This is a genomic window from Rhodococcus sp. DK176 (genome assembly GCF_038447315.2).
Lineage (GTDB): Bacteria > Actinomycetota > Actinomycetes > Mycobacteriales > Mycobacteriaceae > Rhodococcus_F > Rhodococcus_F jostii_A.
The window spans coordinates 7,690,740-7,706,662 of record NZ_CP118321.2 but is presented as its reverse complement, the minus strand read 5'-3'; the positions used below and the strand labels follow the sequence as shown (position 1 = coordinate 7,706,662).

The following is a 15,923-nucleotide window of genomic DNA, read 5'->3' as shown; positions in this document are numbered from 1 at the left end:
AGCCCAGGCCAACGTCAACAGCCCGCCGGATCGAGCCAGATGACACTCGACATGGCCAACCACCGCGATTCCCGCGCTCGCGCCGGCCCAATTCGCCGTCACCGCCTGCCTCGTGCCGCGAGGGCCGAGAACTCTACGGCGCAACCGGGTAGTGGCTGGTGATCGCGACCCGGTTCCAGGCGTTCATCACGGTCGCCAGCCAGCCGATCGCGGACACCTGCACGTCGGTGAGTGAGCCGTCGTCCCAGGCTCGCCGGTCCGGGACAGCGAGCGCGGTGACCTGTTCGGCGAGAGCGAGCGCCGCCCGCTCCTGGTCGCTGAAGTATTGCGACTCCCACCACGCCGCCACGACCGCAAGCCGATCCGCGCTCTCCCCCTTGGCCAGGGCCGCACGGGTGTGCAAGCGAAGACAGAACGCGCAGCCGTTCAGCTGGGAGACGCGAATCTTCACCAACTCCACCAGCAGCGGGTCCACTCCCGCGGTTTCCAGAGCCGCCTTCACGCCCGCGTCCAGCCTCATCAGGTTCTGGTAAACGGACGGGTGCTGCTCACCGAGATTCACGCTGGTCATCATGTTCCCTTCGAATAGTGTGCCGAATTGACGAATGGTCCTGCGATCCCGTCCCGGTCACGACGACCACGCCGACCCCATGATCCGATCGACCATGCTCGTGCTGCGGAAGCCGGGCACGAAGTGCTCGAGTACGTCGGCATTGACGGTGCCGTAGGTAGTGTCCGGCCGGTAGCTGAGCCCGTCGACGAAGGCCTGCAGAAACTCGTTCTTGAAATCACCCCGCGGATGGACAGCAGTGATCTCCTCCACCTGATCCGGGTCCAGACCTTCCAAACCCAACCCGACCACATCGGTGAGAACACCGAAGTTCGTGGCAGCGACCTCGTCCCCCATCCGGCCGGGAATCCCCGGCGTGGTGTGCAACGCGATCGCCGTCCAGACCACCTCAGCGGCGGCATCGGAGAAACCGCGATCGAGCAGGAACGTGCGAGCGTGATCGGCTCCATCGAGCTCGAACCGCTGCTCCACGCCCGAGAACGGCCTGAGCAGACCCGTGTCATGGAACAGCGCCGACAGATACAGCAGCTCAGGGTCCGGCCGCAGGTCGAGCTCGCGAGCCCGCAGCGTGCTGAAGAGGAACACGCGCCGCGAGTGATGGTAAATCAGCGGGTTCGTCGTCTCCCTGATCAGAACCGTGGCCTCAGCCGCCGCCTGCGTCTCGGGAATCTCCACTCCTGCGATGATCTCGGTCATGAGCCTGCACTTTCAGGTTTCGATGTTGTAGAACAGACGATGTGTCCGTCCCCCAACGGTGCCGCACATCCGGTCTCCGGCGCCGCCTCGGTCCGGCCATGAACCACTCGAATCCGGACAGGCGGTGAGCTTGCACACCAGCCCCCACCCCCACAGGGTCGCGATCCTCGTCTACGACGGGGTGAAGCTGCTGGACGTCGCCGGCCCCGCCGAAGTGTTCGCCGAGGCGAATCGATGCGGCGCCGACTACCAGATCGTGCTGCTGTCACCGACCGGGGCCAATGTGGCATCGTCCGTCGGCATCACGATCTCCGTGGACGGCAACGCAGGATCGGAACCGGCCCCCGACACCTTCCTCGTGGCCGGCGGCGACATCTATCCCCGAACCGCCATCGCCCGCGACCTCGTCGACGCCACGAACACCCTCGCCACCCGAGCTACCCGAGTCGGCTCCATCTGCACCGGGGCATTCATCCTCGCAGCGACCGGCCTCCTGGACGGCAAACGCGCGACCACGCACTGGAAAGTCGCACACGAACTCGCCACCCGACACCCGACGACCCACGTCGAACCCGACTCGATCTACGTTCGCGACGGCACCACCTACACCTCCGCAGGCGTCAGCGCCGGCATCGACCTCGCGCTAGCCCTCGTCGAAGACGACCACGGCCCCGATCTGACACGCGACGTCGCCCGACGCCTCGTGGTCTACCTGCAGCGCGCGGGCGGACAATCGCAATTCTCCGCCCCACTCCAAGGCCCACCGCCGCGCACACCGGCCCTCCGCCGAATCGTGGACCTGGTGACCGCAGACCCCGCCGGAAACCACTCGCTCCCCGAGCTCGCCACACACCTCAACATGAGCCCCCGACACCTCACCCGGCTCTTCCGCACCGAACTGTCCACCACACCAGCCCGATACGTCGAACTGATCCGATTCGACCTGGCAAAGGCCCTCCTCGATCAAGGACGCAACGCCACAGAAGCAGCATCACTCGCCGGATTCCCCAGCTACGAGAGCTTACGAAGAGTCTTCGCACGAGAGCTGTCGATGTCACCGACCGCCTACCGACACCGCTTCGGCACCGCGCACCGCGCCGACGCAGGATAACCGTGGCCACCGTGTGGCGTCGGCGACCGATGAATTCCGCCTCGCCCCGCAGTCTGTATCGATGAGTGTCCGCTTCCGCACCCGCGGGGGGTCGGAGATGAGGCAAACAAGGAGCGTGCATACCGTGCATCAAGACAACGTGAGCGCCACTCTGATTGTCACCGTGCCCGCCACCAGGGTGTTCGCGGTGCTGGCCGACCCGAAGGCCCATTCTGCGATCGACGGCACCGGCTGGGTTCAGGAAGCTACCGACCCGGCGCCGCTGACCGAGGTGGGGCAGATCTTCCGGATGGACATGTATCACCCCAACCATCCGAACGGTGAGTATCAGGTGGCCAACGAGGTCCAGGTCATCGACCCGCCGCGCGCCATCGGCTGGATGACGGGGCAGGAGAAGGACGACGGTCGCCTGGAGTTCGGCGGCTGGATCTGGCGTTACGACCTGGTGCCGCGCGGCCCGACTGAAACCGAGGTCACGCTCACCTACGACTGGTCTGCGGTGCCGCAGTTCATCCGCGAGTACATCCAGTTCCCGCCGTTCGGTCCTGAGCATCTCACCAACTCGCTGCACCACTTGGCCGAGCTTGCCGCATCGACCTCCCAGGCTTCGACAGTAGTCTTACGGTTGGGCGAGCCGCTCGAGGAGCCATGATTCGACGCCGCTCAGCGCAGTCCTGGCCATTGCCGTGGGGTGGCCCGTGAACCCGTGGGGCGCGTCGGGATAGATCCGGAGCTCGACGTCATTGCCGGCGGCGGAGAGCCGGCCTGCCATCGCGAGGTTGTCTTCCAGCAACACGTCTTTGCTTCCGACGACCAGCAACGCCGGGGGAAGGCCGTGGAGGTCGCCGTACAGAGGAGAGATGTCTGGAGCAGTGCGATCTTCCACGTGGCCGACGTAGGCCTGGATGAAGTATTCGTCAGCGATCCGGCGTCCGGCCGGAGTCTGCGCGCTCGAGTCGAAGGTGCCGAATTGGAGTGCGGCGCAGGTGAACCCGTCGACGGATCCCCTGTCCCGCAGCCGGAGCAGAGTTGCCAGCGCGAGTGTCGCTCCCGCCGATCGCCCGCCGATCGCCAGTCGAGATGATCCGAAGCGGGCATCGGCGTGTTCGACGAGCCAGAGCGCCGCCGCTTCGCAGTCACCGGGTGCGGCCGGCCACGGGTGCTCGGGTGCCAGCCGGTAGTCGACGCTGACGACGGCGATGCGGAGAGCGTCAGCGAGCTCACGGTTACGCACGTCGTCGCGCGCCGCGGAGTCCATGTAGAAGCCGCCACCGTGGATATCGAGGTAGACGCCCCGCGCTCGCCCGCCGGCGGGGGTGAAGATCCGCACCGGGACATGCGCTCCCGCGGCTTCGACCATTTCTTCGACCGCCGGTGGATCGGCGGGTGAAGGAGCGGACCGCTTCGCCCGTACTTCCCTCAGCTCCTCGGGAGTGCGGGGGCCGCGGCCGACTGCCCTCGAGGTGTAGAAGCCGCGAGCTTCCTCGACCTGCTCCGCCGGCACGTCGACCAACAAATCGTCCAGCGCGAACCGCACGCGCCCTCCTCACCGTCGGGGGTCTCATCACGACACTGTTTACCGCGCTGCGCTCGGCACGCACCGAACGCGAATTCAGTGCTTCTGAACGGTTTTCAGTGTTCGCGAGCCGACGGAGATTGTATCGGTACAGATTGTTGCAAGAGTTCGGCACGGGTGCCGGGCATGCCGCTGCTACCCCGTTCGGAGGATTTGACTGCCAGAACCTGGTTGATCCCGAGCCGATTCGCCGCAAAAGCCAACGCCGCGCCGGCCATGTACATCCGCCACACCCGGGCCCGCCCGGCGCTGCTGTAGGCCACCGCCTCGTCCCAGTTCGCCTCCAGGTTCCCCACCCAGGCCCGCAGGGTCAGCGCGTAGTGCTCGCGCAGCGACTCGACGTCGCGCACCTCGAAACCGGCCCCTTCGAGCGCCTCGATCATCGTCGCGAGTGGTTCGATTTCTCCGTCGGGGAACACATAGCGATCGATGAAGGACGTCTTGGAGAACGTGGCGGCGGGTTTTCGTGGCCGCCGCGAGATCGCGTGGTTGAGCAACCGCCCCTGCGGGCGTAGCAACGCGAACAGGTCCGCGGCGTAGGTCGCCAGCATCGCGGCGCCGACGTGCTCGGCCATGCCGATGCTCGAGATCGCGTCGTAGGGGCCGTCTGTGACGTCGCGGTAGTCCTGGACTCGGATCTGCACCAACTCCCCCACGCCCGCGTCGACCATCCGTTTGCCGGCGTAGTCCGCCTGCTCCTGGGACAGGGTGACACCGACGACGTGCACTCCGTAGTGACGTGCCGCGTGCAGCGCGAACGTCCCCCACCCGCAGCCGACGTCGAGGACCCGCATCCCCGCGGTCAGACCGAGCTTGCGGGCCACCAGATCGCATTTGGCATATTGGGCTGCGTCCAGATCCTCGCTCGGCTGCGCCCAGTACGCGCACGAGTAGGTCATCGACTCACCGAGCACGAGTCGATAGAAGTCGTTGCCGACGTCGTAGTGGTGGCTGATCGCGGCGGCGTCACGCTCCTTGTCGTGCCGGTGCCCGCGCGCCGGTTTCATCTCCTCGACCGGCGGTTTCGGCGGCAGGCCGATGATCCCCAGACGCAGCGCCGCTGCCGCCAGCGCCTTCTTCGTCTGCCGGTCTATCCGTACACCGGGGCCCCTGCTCGGGTCCGACACCTGCTCCAACACGTCCAGCCCGGCGAGCAGGTCTCCCTCGATGTCGATGTCGCCGGACACGTAGGCCCGCGCGAAACCGAGGTCGTTGGGCGCCCACAGCAACCGCCGCAGACCACGCCGATTGACGATGTGCACCTGCCACGGCGCGTCCGAAGGACCACTGCGACTACCGTCCCAACACCGGATCCCTACCGGGACCTGTGCCCCCACCACCGCGCGAACCAGCGGCGCCACCGTGTCAGCGACCGTCATACACACCTCCGTCGAAGTTTGGGGTCCCACAACCACTGCGCCTGCTCAATTCACCTCACTCGCCGGTCGACCATATCGATGGAACCCCCGTCGCCGCACACCTTCACACCAACTCCCGCTCGGGACAACCTGTCTCTCGAAACCCGCCTCGCCCTCATCGAATGGGCGGCCCGAACGGATCAGACGCCATCGGCTCCGGGCGTTACGATTGCGTCGAAGAGTTCGTCCGAGAGCCAGGGGTGCCCATGTCGGATCTGGATCAGGCGTTCGCCGATGCGCAGGAGAACGTCAAGAAGCTCACCTCACGGCCGGCCAACGATGAGCTGCTGCGGCTGTACGCGCTGTTCAAGCAGGGGTCGAAGGGCGATGTCGAAGGCAAGCGGCCCGGTCGGTTCGACATGGTCACCGCGCCAAGTACGACGCCTGGGCCAAGGTAGCGGGTACGAGCAGCGCCGATGCCAAGCAGGGCTACATCGACCTGGTGGCCCGGCTCACGCAGGGCTGAGTTCGGGCGTTTCGGTCCGGTGGTGCCCGATCGCGCGTGATCCAGCGGTCGTCCCGGCATAGACCTGGCACGATGGCGGTGTGTCTGATTCCAAGCGCGTCCTCGTCCTCGGCTCGGGATTCGCCGGCTTGTGGGCCGCGCTGGGGGCGGCGCGGCGGCTCGACGAACTCGACGCCGCGGACACCGTCGATGTCACGGTGATCAGTGCGCAGCCGTTCCACGACATCCGGGTCCGCAACTACGAGGCAGACCTGAGCGCTTGCCGCATTCCGCTGAGCGATGTGCTCGACCCGGTCGACGTCGGGCACATCGCCGCCGAGGTGAGGGCGATCGACACCGCGGCGCACAGCGTCACCGTCTCGGGTAATGGAGTTCAACCCACGCAGAGGTACGACCGCTTGGTCATGGCGCTGGGCAGTCGGGTGGTGAAGCCCGATATCCCGGGTTTGCGGGAATTCGGCTTCGACGTGGACACCTACGACGGTGCAATCAAGCTCCAGCTCCACCTGGCCACGCTGTCCGACGGCCGAGCGGACGGGGGCGCGGCGACCGCGGTGGTGGTCGGCGCAGGCCTTACGGGCATCGAAACGGCGTCCGAGTTGCCCGGAATGCTGGCGAAGGTATGCGCTGGGCGCAGCGTCGAACCGCGGGTAGTGCTGATCGATCACAACCCCTACGTCGGTTCCGACATGGGGGCATCGGCGCGACCGGTGATCGAAGCGGCCCTGTCCGACAACGGCGTCGAGACGATGACCGGTGTCGGTGTCGCCGCTGTCGACGAGCACGGCGTGACGCTTTCCTCCGGAGAGGTGCTGGCCGCGGGCACCGTCGTCTGGTGCGCGGGCATGCGGGCCAATCCGCTGACCGCACAACTCGGCGAGCGCGACCGGCTCGGGCGCCTGCCGGTCGACGACTATCTGCGAGTGATCGGCTCGCCCGGAGTATTCGCGGCCGGCGACGTCGCCGCGGCACAGGTGGACGACGACCACGTGTCGGTGATGTCGTGCCAGCACGGGCGCCCGATGGGCCGCTACGCGGGCTACAACGTCGTCAGCGATCTACTCGGAGAGCCGATGCTTCCGCTCCGGATCCCCTGGTATGCCACGATTCTCGACCTGGGACCGGCGGGCGCGGTATACACCGAGGGGTGGGATCGCCAGGTAGTGTCGCGCGGCGCCCGGGCCAAGGCCACCAAGGTCACCATCAACACCCAACGCATCTATCCCCCGTTGAACCGAGACCGCGACGCCCTGCTCGCCGCCGCCGCACCGGTGCTGCAGGCACGACCCGATCCCGGGCAATGATTCTTGCAGGAAAGTGACGACTCACCGCCCCAGGCGACATGCAAATCGGCGGTCGAGGTCGTCGACCACGACGTCCTTGTCGATCACGACGACACCGACGCCGCGCCGTTCGCCCGCTAGACCGAGACCGGCCATCGCCCACGTCGCAGCGAGTGCATAGATGCCACGAAAGGCGACCTGCGGTGTCGACCCCTCCGCGGATCAGCCTTCCCGAATCTGTTCAACACGAACGGCATCGGCATTTGCGCTGATCTGGATACACGAACCGTGATCAGGCGCTGCCTGCCGGCGGTCACCGACATTCAATGGTGACAGGAGTCACCCTTCTTGCTATCTTCTGCATGTTCACATACTGCATGAATGTTCACATCGCGAACAACGGAGGTTCCATGTCATCGGATTCCCAGGAGCGCCTCACGGTCCTACTCGTGCACGGCGCATGGCACGGCGCATGGTGCTGGCAGAACGTCAAGGAAGAATTGATCAGAAACGGATTGGAGGTCGAGACTGTCGACCTCCCCAGCGCCAATCCGCAAGGAGGACAACGAGGAGGACTCGATGATGACGCGCGAGTTGTGCGGACTGCTCTCGATTCGATAGAGGGGAACGTCATCGCGGTAGCACATTCCTACGGCGGCCTCCCACTGAGCGAGGGGGCAGCGGGCGCCCCCAATGTTGCGCACCTCATCTATCTGACGGCATTTCAGCTCGATATCGGCGAGTCTCTGTTGAGTGCCATTGGGGGACAACCAACATCATGGTTGCAAATAGGCGACGGTGTCACGATGCCGACAGATACGCGAGACATATTCTTTGCTGATATCGATGAAGCCGCCGCAGATGCCGCGGCAGCCCGACTTTCGCCACAGAGCCTCTCTTCTTTCGAAGAATCACAAACTGCCGCAGCGTGAATATCGACCCCAAGCACTTACATCATTTGCGAGAACGACAATGCGATTCCGGTTCCGGCGCAGGAAGCCATGTCCGCACGGGCAGGACAGACCATACGCGTCGCCTCCAGCCACTCGGCCTTCCTTTCCCGTCCCGTCGATATTGCGCAGATAATTGCAGACCACGCAAACTCGATGTCGGCAGGATTCACGCCTACTGCACCCTGAATTCTCCGTCACAACGATAAGAGGAGTTTCGCAAAGACAGCACGCTGCGTGTCGTATACCTTTACCCGCCTTCATGATTCGGCGATATCACGGTTCGAATGCCGTTCGTCGCGGTCCACGTGTCGCGGTTGCGAGCACGATGTCGAAGCGAACGCGTGACCAGGTCCGGGTGCTCCCGTCGCGACCGTCCGGGGTGGATGTGCCGGCTGGTTGCGCGACAGATTCCTTCACGAATGAGTCATTGACCCGAAGACGCTGTCACTGGAGAGGAAGTGGATTCCCACCTTCCACTCGCCCTCGGTGAGCCGGACCTCGCCGAGAAAGGCGTGCAGGTGCCCAACCGCCGCCCGCATGATCTGCTTCAGGCCGGTCTCCGAAGGAACGGATGAAGGCTTCGAGGAGTCGCCCGTCGCTGACTACGAAGTGGTCGCCGAGAATCCCAAGAGTCGAGTCGAGGTCGGCATCCGCACGACCCGCACCGATTGCGGTAGGTCCGCTTTTCCGGGTGGTCCGTCCGGGCAGTTATCCGTCCACCACGGGCCAACACTGCCGGCACCGATCCCCCGGAACCCGGACCGCGGGAATCAGCTCAGCGGGGACCCGAAGACACGGGCACTCCCCAGGCGCTCCCCTGCTCGCGATCGAGCACGGTGACCGCCTTGTTCTTCAGTCCGAAGATGTAGACCAGCAAGCTGACCCCGATCACTACCGTCACATAGAAGATGAACCAACCGACGTGACCGGCCGACTTTGACGCCTGGAAAAGCACTGGCGCCGTACCGCCGAAGATAGAGTTCGCGAGCGCATATCCCAGTCCCACACCCAAGGCACGGATGTCGGCGGGGAACAGCTCCGCCTTCACGATCGCGTTGATCGAGGTGTACCCGGTGAGGATGACGTAGCCGACGGCGACCAGCGCGAACGCCAGTAGCGGCGAGGTGGTCTGCGGAAGGAAGGTGAGCAGCACATAGGTGTAGAGCACACCACCGACACCGAAGAAGATCAGAAGCGGCTTGCGCCCGACGCGGTCGCTGACGAGGCCGCCGATCGGCTGCAGCAGCAACAGAAAGATCAGCCCCAGTAGGTTGATCCACGTTGCCGTCAGCGCATTGTCGGCCCCGAAGGTGGATTTCACAATCGCCGGCGCATTGACACTGTAGGTGTAGAACGCGACCGTGCCACCCGCGGTAATGAGGAACACCAGCAGCAGCGGACGCCAGTGTTTGGTGAACAACGCCGTCAAGGAACCCGCCGTCCGGTCCTCACCCGCACGGATGGCCTTCAGATGCGACTCGCTGAGCGACTCGTCCATCGAACGCCGAATCCACAACACGACCAGCGCGGCTATGCCGCCGATGAAGAAGCCGATCCGCCATCCCCAATCCTTCAACGCTTCGACATCGAGAACGCTGAGCGCGATCAGGAGCGTGAACTGCGCGAGCACGTGGCCGCCCACGAGGGTCACGTACTGGAAAGACGACAAGAAGCCGCGCCGATTCGCGGTCGCCGCTTCGGACATGTACGTCGCCGAGGTGCCGTACTCCCCACCCGTGGCGAATCCCTGAACAAGCCGAGCGAGGACCAAAACCACCGCCGCCCAATACCCGATGATTTCGCGCGTCGGCATGACCGCGACCACGAAGGAGCACGATGACATGATGGTGATGCTGAGCATCAGGGCGGCCTTGCGGCCACGACGGTCGGCGAACCGGCCGAAGAACCAGGACCCCACCGGTCGCATGACGAAGGTGACCGCGAAGATCGCGTAGATGTAGAGCGTGGAGTTGGCGTCGTTCTCGTCGAAGAACTGCGCCTCGAAGTACGTGGCGAAGACCGTGTAGATATACACGTCGTACCACTCGACGAGGTTTCCTGCCGAGCCCTTCATCGTGTTGAGCACCGCCCGCCGGGTGCTCGTCGGAGCGCGGGTCGGACCGGACGGAGTCGCGTCATCGCTCATCCGTAGACGATAGCGGATCGACCTCCCGCCCCTGGGCGAGTCGCCCAGGGGCGGCGTCAGTTCGGTCCCCGGTTCGCCACCGCACAAACAGGGCACCGGAAGGATCAGCGAGATGACCATCGCCGGGCGACCCATTGGGGGGCGGTCGCGAACAACACCCGGTGCCCACCCTGGCAGGCGGCGATCACGGTCGCCGGCATCGTCGGGAACACATTCAACAGCTCCCAGCTGCGGGTTCGACCACATCGACGATCGAACCGGGGCCGGCGCACTGGTACTTCGGTGGCCCGTCGGCGGCAAGATCCGCCCTTGACGTCGCCACCGGATCGCGGTCCCCGGGACCACCGCTGTGGGAAGGTGGATCGGTCCTGTTCAAACTCGGCTCTCCAGTAGCCCACCCCCGACACCAGTGGTGACCGGCAGCGGGGGCACCGTGTGAGTGTGGAGGTATTCGAACAGCTGCCGGATGCCGAAGGACCAGGCGGGGAGGGTCTCGATTGCGTCGACCTCGTTGACCAGTGCGCCGAGGTGCTTGCTCCGGATCGTGACCACGTCGCCCGGTTTGCGGGTGAATCAACGAGCGCTCATGCCGCACGAGTCGGTTCGAGGTCGATAGTGCGGTTGACGCGGGCGACTCACGAGGCCGAGCCCGGCCACGCCATGGCTACCGGCCGCGCAGTCCGATCGGGTTGCCGTCGGCGTCGGCGAGCACGCAAATCCGCGTTTCGGGTGCGACCTGACGCGGGGCGCTGCGCTCGGTCGCGCCAGCGGCAAGCAGAGTTTCGCGGGTCGCGTCGAGATCCTCGACGTCGGCGAAGGCAACCGGTCCGGCGGTCTCCTCCCCCGGATTCAAGGCCACTTCGAAGCCGTCCACGTTGTACCCGACGTAGTAGGACTCGTCGGTGTGCGGTGCGCCGAGCAGCGCGGTGTAGACCGCCTTGGCGGCGTCCAGGTCGGATACCGGGATCACCAGGCTGCGGATTGTGGGGCTCATGTTCGTCTCCTTCGGGATACGGCGGTCGTCGGCGACCGCTTCTTCGGCAATGCCCACCACGCTATGCGCGAATCGGTGATGCCGCTTCTCGAATCCTGACGAAGAACGACACCCTCGAGGGACGCCATCTCGGCCACATTCGAAGTGTGGCGCCGTCACGGCCGGGGTTTCCGGCAGCGGCTACGCGGACCCCCTCGTTATCGCGACCGAAACAGAGGATGGGTACACCATTGCCGGGCGGGCACCGTAAGTGCCGGCGTGTCAGAGTCAGCTCTTCTGCGTCCAGTATGTCCGGTGCGGCTCCAGGACTGCGTCTGCCACTTCCGGGATTGGGCCGATCATCTCGATCTTCTGGTGATGCCGTACACCAGGCGCAAAACATTGCCCCAGTCGATGGCACCTGCACACATCGAGCAGGGCTCGGCTGTTGTGTAAAGCGTGCAGGTGCTGGAGCAGGGGAACATCGAGGTCACCACGAGTGACTGCACCGGCCACGCGGAAACGGTCTTGATGCGCAGGTCCTCCCAGCAGTACGACAGGGAGTTCCTGGCAGGACACTGCCCTTGTCGTCCACCAGGATGGACCCGAACGGATGGTTGCCGTCGATCACCGCGTGCTTGGAAACCTCGACCGCGTGGAGCTGGTGCTTCATGTGGTCCGTCGTGCAACTCCTTGCTAGAGAGGATGGTTCGGCAGTGGGACGCACTTGCAGGTATGGAAGTCGAGCGCGGTCATTCAATGCAATAGCGCACAGCGAGCCGAGGACGAGCACGGCTAGCAGGGGGCATCCCGGCATTGCAGACCGCGATGCTCGGTATGGTCGTCGGCTACTTGATCAGCGACTACCGTCACGCATCCCCTTCCTCCCGACGAAGGCGAGGCGCAGAATCCGAGACATGGATCCACTGGTGGTGCGGGCCCGACCCACGATCCATTCTCGCAGTTCAGCTATCGCTATCGTGATCTCTCCGACGAGCCTTCTCGCGCGGCCATGTTTGGCCAACACCGACCATGGTGGCGCGTTCACGGGCCGATGAACGCCTTGCCCGCGGCGCCGTCGTCCAGCGCACGGTCCCGGGTACGGGAAGCGGCACCGTGCGTCCGCGCAGCCCTCGAGCTCTTCCGCAGCATCGTGATGAGATGCCCTGTCTGGCAAGAAGACTACTGTAGATGCGTGGACAGCAGAGACCGGTTGATTACGTTGGGGAAGAATCTACGACCTCAGTATGGTCGGCGATCTCGCTGGTTGCGCTCGACGGTGGCTCCCGGCAATTGCGCTCCATCGTTGCCAGGCTCAGCGACGGCACGGCGGTCGCGGGCCCGTGGCCCCACAGCCGGGTGGCCTTGCGGCGGTAGCCCCAGCCGAAGGTGTGGAGAAGTACGAAACGTGGAACGGCCGGGATCACGTGCAGGATCACCTCGCGCCCCTCCGGGTCGAGACCGTCGATGATCCAAGGCCCTTCGGCACCGAGTTCCCGGAAGCCCTTCGGTTTGACGAAGAACTCCTGTTCGATGGTGAGGTACTCGGCGGTGGTCATCGTGGCGGCGACGACCGGCATCATGTCGAGTTCCTCGCGCCGCAGGTGAGGGAGCAGAACCGCCTCGAGCGCGGCCAGCGCGTCGAGCAGCTGTGTCCGTGACGTTTCGTTCGCGCGGTACGCCCGGGCGGCATCCTCGAGGGCGCTGATCGCGGGAGCGATGCGTTTGTGGTCAGCATCCATCTGGTCGAGCAGCGTGCTCGCGGACGGGTTTCGTGCGCGGATGAACGGCCACAGTCCGGTGTCCTCGGCAATGTGATGCAGATGCAGCACATGCATCAGCCAGAGCACGTGCGCGGCGAGCTGTCGGCGACGTTTCCGGTCCGGATAGGGCGGTGCCTCGAGGGCGATGCGGGATCGCTGTGAACGATCCCCATGCTTCGGGTGTCGGCGGGCTCATGCAGGTTGGTCCCCATGGCCCTCTCCTTCCGTGGTTTCTTCGGGGTGAGGAGAAGGTGCTTTCCTGATCGCGCTAAATTAGGTTCAATCAGGTTGCACTCAAAAGTATGGGAGCGGTCATGGTCGAAATCAAGAGGCACTACGACGCCTCCGGCCGACGACAGCAGGCCCGCACACGCCGGCGAGCCGTGGTACTGGCCGCAAAGGAATTGTTCGAGCGAGACGGCTTCCGGGCCACCACCCTCGCGGCCGTCGCCGAGCGGGCAGATGTCTCGGTGAAAGGTCTCTACAAGAGCTTCGGCAGCAAGGCAGCGCTCGCGAAGGCGGTGTTCGATCTCGTGATCGCGGGTGACGACGAACCGGAGCGGGTCGTCGACCGTCCAGAGCAGCAGGCGATGTTCACCGAGCCGGACGTGCGCCGCAAGATCGAGATGTTCATTCACGGACTGGCGCAGCGACAGGAGCGCTCGGCGAAGGTGCAGATTCTCATCCGCGACGGCCGACACGTGGACGACTCGCTCGTCCCGGTCTGGCGACAACTGAGCGACGAAGGACTGACCGGGATGACGATCGTCGGGCGTCACTTCCTGGACACCGGCCAACTTCGGCCGGGCGTCGAACTCGACGAGGTGCGCGACGTGCTGTGGAACTACCTCGCGATCGATACCTACGAACGACTCGTACTCGAGCGGGAATGGACGCCCGACAGGTACGCGAGCTGGCTGACACGAACCGTCATCGCCGCCCTCTGCCCGTAGGTCGGGCGCACCCCACGGGCGTCCATAGAGCGGTGCGTGACGATCTCTCGTCACTCCCCTCACGTGTCACTGCTGATTCGCGCTTCTCACGACGGCAGTGCGTGGTCGTTGTGACTGCAACGACCGGACGAACGAAACGAGCTTGGGCCACTCATCAGACCTCAGCCTCGAGAGCTGGTCTGCTCCCAAGGCGAGTCGTATCCCGGAATGTCAAGTCTCGACCCGACGGGATACGGCTCGCACCATCCACGTTAAACCACGCCCAGACTGACCTCAATAGCCAGCTCGGGGGTGGTTTCTCGACGTTCGGTCTGGGGGATTCGCCGTGTTGGCGGCGGCGCTGGACGATCAACCCGCGGTCCTGACCGATCTGCTTCGCCGCGCTGGCGCCGAAGCCCGATGGGAGCCGATCTACGGTGACTGCGCCCACTCCCGCCGTCCCCGTCCCAGTCGACAGCGGACGGCTAACGGCTAACGGCTAACGGTGAACTCGGCACCCGCGACCAGCAGGCGGGTCCGGCGAGGCGGCTGCGGTCGACCCGAGGACCACAGCCGGAGCTCTACCTACAGAAGCGACGGTCCGATGGCAGGACAGGGACCACAGCGCGGCTCCAGTGCGCCGCGGATACCAGGCGCTCTTGACCGGGCCGCGACCACGCGGGCGTCATCGACTACCGCAGCCCGGCGGCCCAGGACACGATCGCCGACTCTCGCCGCCACACCCGAACCGACGCCGAGGTGGTGGAACGGGTCCGGTTCGGGGAACGCCGCCGACGGTGTGGCCGCCAGCAGCATCGACACGTTTCGAGAGCGGCAGCGCATGTCGATCCGTGGCGTTATCGGCCACGGCTTTCCCGAACAACTGCATGTAACTTGAATTCTCATGAAGAACTCCAAGACATTCACGATCAATCCAATGGATGCCGCAACCTGATCGCCGGGTCGGTGGCGAGGTACGCTGCTGCAAGTTCTGCGATTGCTGCCGTAACCGGCGCGAATGCCGGGCGCAACACAGTTGAGACAAAGTACGAGGGTGACTTTCTTGAGCTCGAGAAAATCACAATAGCCAACTAATCGATTCGAGATTCGATGGAATAGGACATAGGAGTAAAGGAAGGATGACGACTTCCGGAAGCGACGCGATATTCGAGACACTCTTGGAATCGGCCAAGCGCCTCTCATTCGATTCGCGGGACCCGCTGGTTTGCCAACCCGATTCAGACGGCGCCGAACTGCACGGGATGACACCCGAATGGTCGCCTCTCTTCGGCACCGCTACATGGGACTCCATGACAGAGCCCGATCGCGTCCGCCTCACCAGAAGCGAGGTCGCACAGTTCCTGGGCGTCGGAATCTGGCTGGAGGTGGGATTGCAGGTGGCATTGCTGCGGGCCTGCCACAGTGCTGACCCCGCCCGCCCGGACGTCAAGTTCCTGTTCAACGAATGCGCCGACGAGAACCTGCATTCGTTGATGTTCGTCAACGTCATCGACAGCATCGGATCGCACTTCTATAGACGCGACCGCTCACTGGACTTCTTCGGATGGCTTTTCAGGACCATCGCGTGGGAGGAGGTGACGTACGGAATCGTACTGGCGGGAGAAGAGATCTTCGACGTCATGCAACGCGACTGGATGGCGAGCGAAGACGTCGCCGCGCCCATCCGCAGGGCCTGCTATATCCACGTTGTCGAGGAAGCCCGGCACATGGCGTACGCGCGTCAACAAATCCGCACTCGGTTGACCAAGATTTCGCGCGTCCGACGGTTTATCAGCACCCTGATCATCGCGATGGGAACACATCTCATCGCGAAGAGCCTGATCAATCGTCGAATGTACGAGGACCTCGGCATGGATTGGAAGATTGTGGGACCGGAAATCGCCGCAAACGAACACCATCGGATAATGTTCCGCAGGGCCGCAGAACCGTTTATCGAATTCCTGAGTAAAGAAGGGCTGCTGAATTTCGGCGCGCGATGGATCTACCGAAAATCGAATCTTCTCTGAACAAGCAG

At 64.5% G+C, this 15,923-nt stretch carries 16 protein-coding genes and 1 pseudogene; 7 read left to right on the top strand and 10 right to left on the bottom strand.

Features of this window, described 5'->3' with window-relative positions; translation table 11 throughout:
• Nucleotides 1-133: 133 nt before the first annotated feature.
• Nucleotides 134-571, bottom strand: a complete 438-nt coding sequence (locus PSR88_RS35970; RefSeq protein WP_029537737.1) for a carboxymuconolactone decarboxylase family protein — start codon at nucleotides 569-571, stop codon at nucleotides 134-136.
• 57 nt (nucleotides 572-628) lie between these two features.
• Complete coding sequence (locus PSR88_RS35965; protein ID WP_016880301.1) at nucleotides 629-1,267, bottom strand: HD domain-containing protein; 639 nt, start codon at nucleotides 1,265-1,267, stop codon at nucleotides 629-631.
• A 58-nt stretch (nucleotides 1,268-1,325) separates the two neighbouring features.
• On the opposite strand from PSR88_RS35965, the gene PSR88_RS35960 reads away from it, so the two are divergent.
• Together PSR88_RS35960 and PSR88_RS35955 are read left to right on the top strand one after the other, a co-directional pair.
• Nucleotides 1,326-2,378, top strand: coding sequence for a GlxA family transcriptional regulator (locus tag PSR88_RS35960; protein WP_016880300.1), 1,053 nt, complete (start codon nucleotides 1,326-1,328; stop codon nucleotides 2,376-2,378).
• 124 nt (nucleotides 2,379-2,502) lie between these two features.
• Entirely contained in the window at nucleotides 2,503-3,030 is a 528-nt protein-coding gene (locus tag PSR88_RS35955; protein ID WP_016880299.1) for an activator of HSP90 ATPase, read from the top strand.
• Here the strand turns inward: PSR88_RS35955 and PSR88_RS35950 are convergent.
• Together PSR88_RS35950 and PSR88_RS35945 are read right to left on the bottom strand one after the other, a co-directional pair.
• Nucleotides 2,998-3,915, bottom strand: a complete 918-nt coding sequence (locus tag PSR88_RS35950) for an alpha/beta hydrolase (protein ID WP_016880298.1) — start codon at nucleotides 3,913-3,915, stop codon at nucleotides 2,998-3,000. The two genes, PSR88_RS35955 and PSR88_RS35950, sit on opposite strands and share 33 nt — an antisense overlap.
• A gap of 95 nt (nucleotides 3,916-4,010) precedes the next feature.
• Entirely contained in the window at nucleotides 4,011-5,333 is a 1,323-nt protein-coding gene (locus PSR88_RS35945; protein WP_011598830.1) for an SAM-dependent methyltransferase, read from the bottom strand.
• A 161-nt stretch (nucleotides 5,334-5,494) separates the two neighbouring features.
• Here PSR88_RS35945 and PSR88_RS35940 point away from each other — a divergent pair.
• From PSR88_RS35940 to PSR88_RS35930, 3 genes and pseudogenes are all read left to right on the top strand, one after another.
• Nucleotides 5,495-5,838, top strand: a pseudogene (locus PSR88_RS35940) (acyl-CoA-binding protein).
• A gap of 80 nt (nucleotides 5,839-5,918) precedes the next feature.
• Nucleotides 5,919-7,142, top strand: a complete 1,224-nt coding sequence (locus PSR88_RS35935; protein WP_016880297.1) for an NAD(P)/FAD-dependent oxidoreductase — start codon at nucleotides 5,919-5,921, stop codon at nucleotides 7,140-7,142.
• 356 nt (nucleotides 7,143-7,498) lie between these two features.
• The gene (locus PSR88_RS35930; RefSeq protein WP_237723800.1) at nucleotides 7,499-8,053 is read left to right on the top strand and encodes an esterase/lipase family protein; all 555 of its coding nucleotides are present in this window, start codon (nucleotides 7,499-7,501) and stop codon (nucleotides 8,051-8,053) included.
• 434 nt (nucleotides 8,054-8,487) lie between these two features.
• Here the strand turns inward: PSR88_RS35930 and PSR88_RS35925 are convergent, their stop codons facing one another.
• The 6 genes from PSR88_RS35925 to PSR88_RS35900 all read right to left on the bottom strand — a co-directional run bounded on the left by PSR88_RS35925 (nucleotide 8,488) and on the right by PSR88_RS35900 (nucleotide 13,031).
• Nucleotides 8,488-8,613, bottom strand: a complete 126-nt coding sequence (locus PSR88_RS35925; RefSeq protein WP_009480373.1) for a dioxygenase — start codon at nucleotides 8,611-8,613, stop codon at nucleotides 8,488-8,490.
• Between the two features lie 236 nt (nucleotides 8,614-8,849).
• Nucleotides 8,850-10,220 (bottom strand): MFS transporter, encoded by a 1,371-nt coding sequence (locus tag PSR88_RS35920; RefSeq protein ID WP_011598826.1) that lies wholly within the window; start codon nucleotides 10,218-10,220, stop codon nucleotides 8,850-8,852.
• Nucleotides 10,221-10,592: 372 nt separating this feature from the next.
• Nucleotides 10,593-10,772: a hypothetical protein gene (locus tag PSR88_RS35915; protein WP_011598825.1), complete on the bottom strand. Its 180-nt coding sequence runs from the start codon at nucleotides 10,770-10,772 to the stop codon at nucleotides 10,593-10,595.
• Between the two features lie 112 nt (nucleotides 10,773-10,884).
• Nucleotides 10,885-11,214 (bottom strand): VOC family protein, encoded by a 330-nt coding sequence (locus PSR88_RS35910; RefSeq protein ID WP_011598824.1) that lies wholly within the window; start codon nucleotides 11,212-11,214, stop codon nucleotides 10,885-10,887.
• 338 nt (nucleotides 11,215-11,552) lie between these two features.
• Nucleotides 11,553-11,624, bottom strand: a complete 72-nt coding sequence (locus tag PSR88_RS35905) for a hypothetical protein (RefSeq protein WP_378589100.1) — start codon at nucleotides 11,622-11,624, stop codon at nucleotides 11,553-11,555.
• Nucleotides 11,625-12,410: 786 nt separating this feature from the next.
• Nucleotides 12,411-13,031 carry a hemerythrin domain-containing protein gene (locus PSR88_RS35900; RefSeq protein WP_237723798.1) on the bottom strand — a complete coding sequence of 207 codons (621 nt, stop codon included), beginning with the start codon at nucleotides 13,029-13,031 and terminating at the stop codon, nucleotides 12,411-12,413.
• Between the two features lie 239 nt (nucleotides 13,032-13,270).
• Between PSR88_RS35900 and PSR88_RS35895 the strand changes: the two genes are divergently transcribed.
• Both PSR88_RS35895 and PSR88_RS35890 read left to right on the top strand, forming a co-directional pair.
• Nucleotides 13,271-13,909, top strand: a complete 639-nt coding sequence (locus tag PSR88_RS35895; RefSeq protein ID WP_011598820.1) for a TetR/AcrR family transcriptional regulator — start codon at nucleotides 13,271-13,273, stop codon at nucleotides 13,907-13,909.
• A gap of 1,118 nt (nucleotides 13,910-15,027) precedes the next feature.
• Nucleotides 15,028-15,915, top strand: a complete 888-nt coding sequence (locus PSR88_RS35890; RefSeq protein ID WP_011598817.1) for an AurF N-oxygenase family protein — start codon at nucleotides 15,028-15,030, stop codon at nucleotides 15,913-15,915.
• The last annotated feature ends 8 nt before the right edge of the window (nucleotides 15,916-15,923 follow it).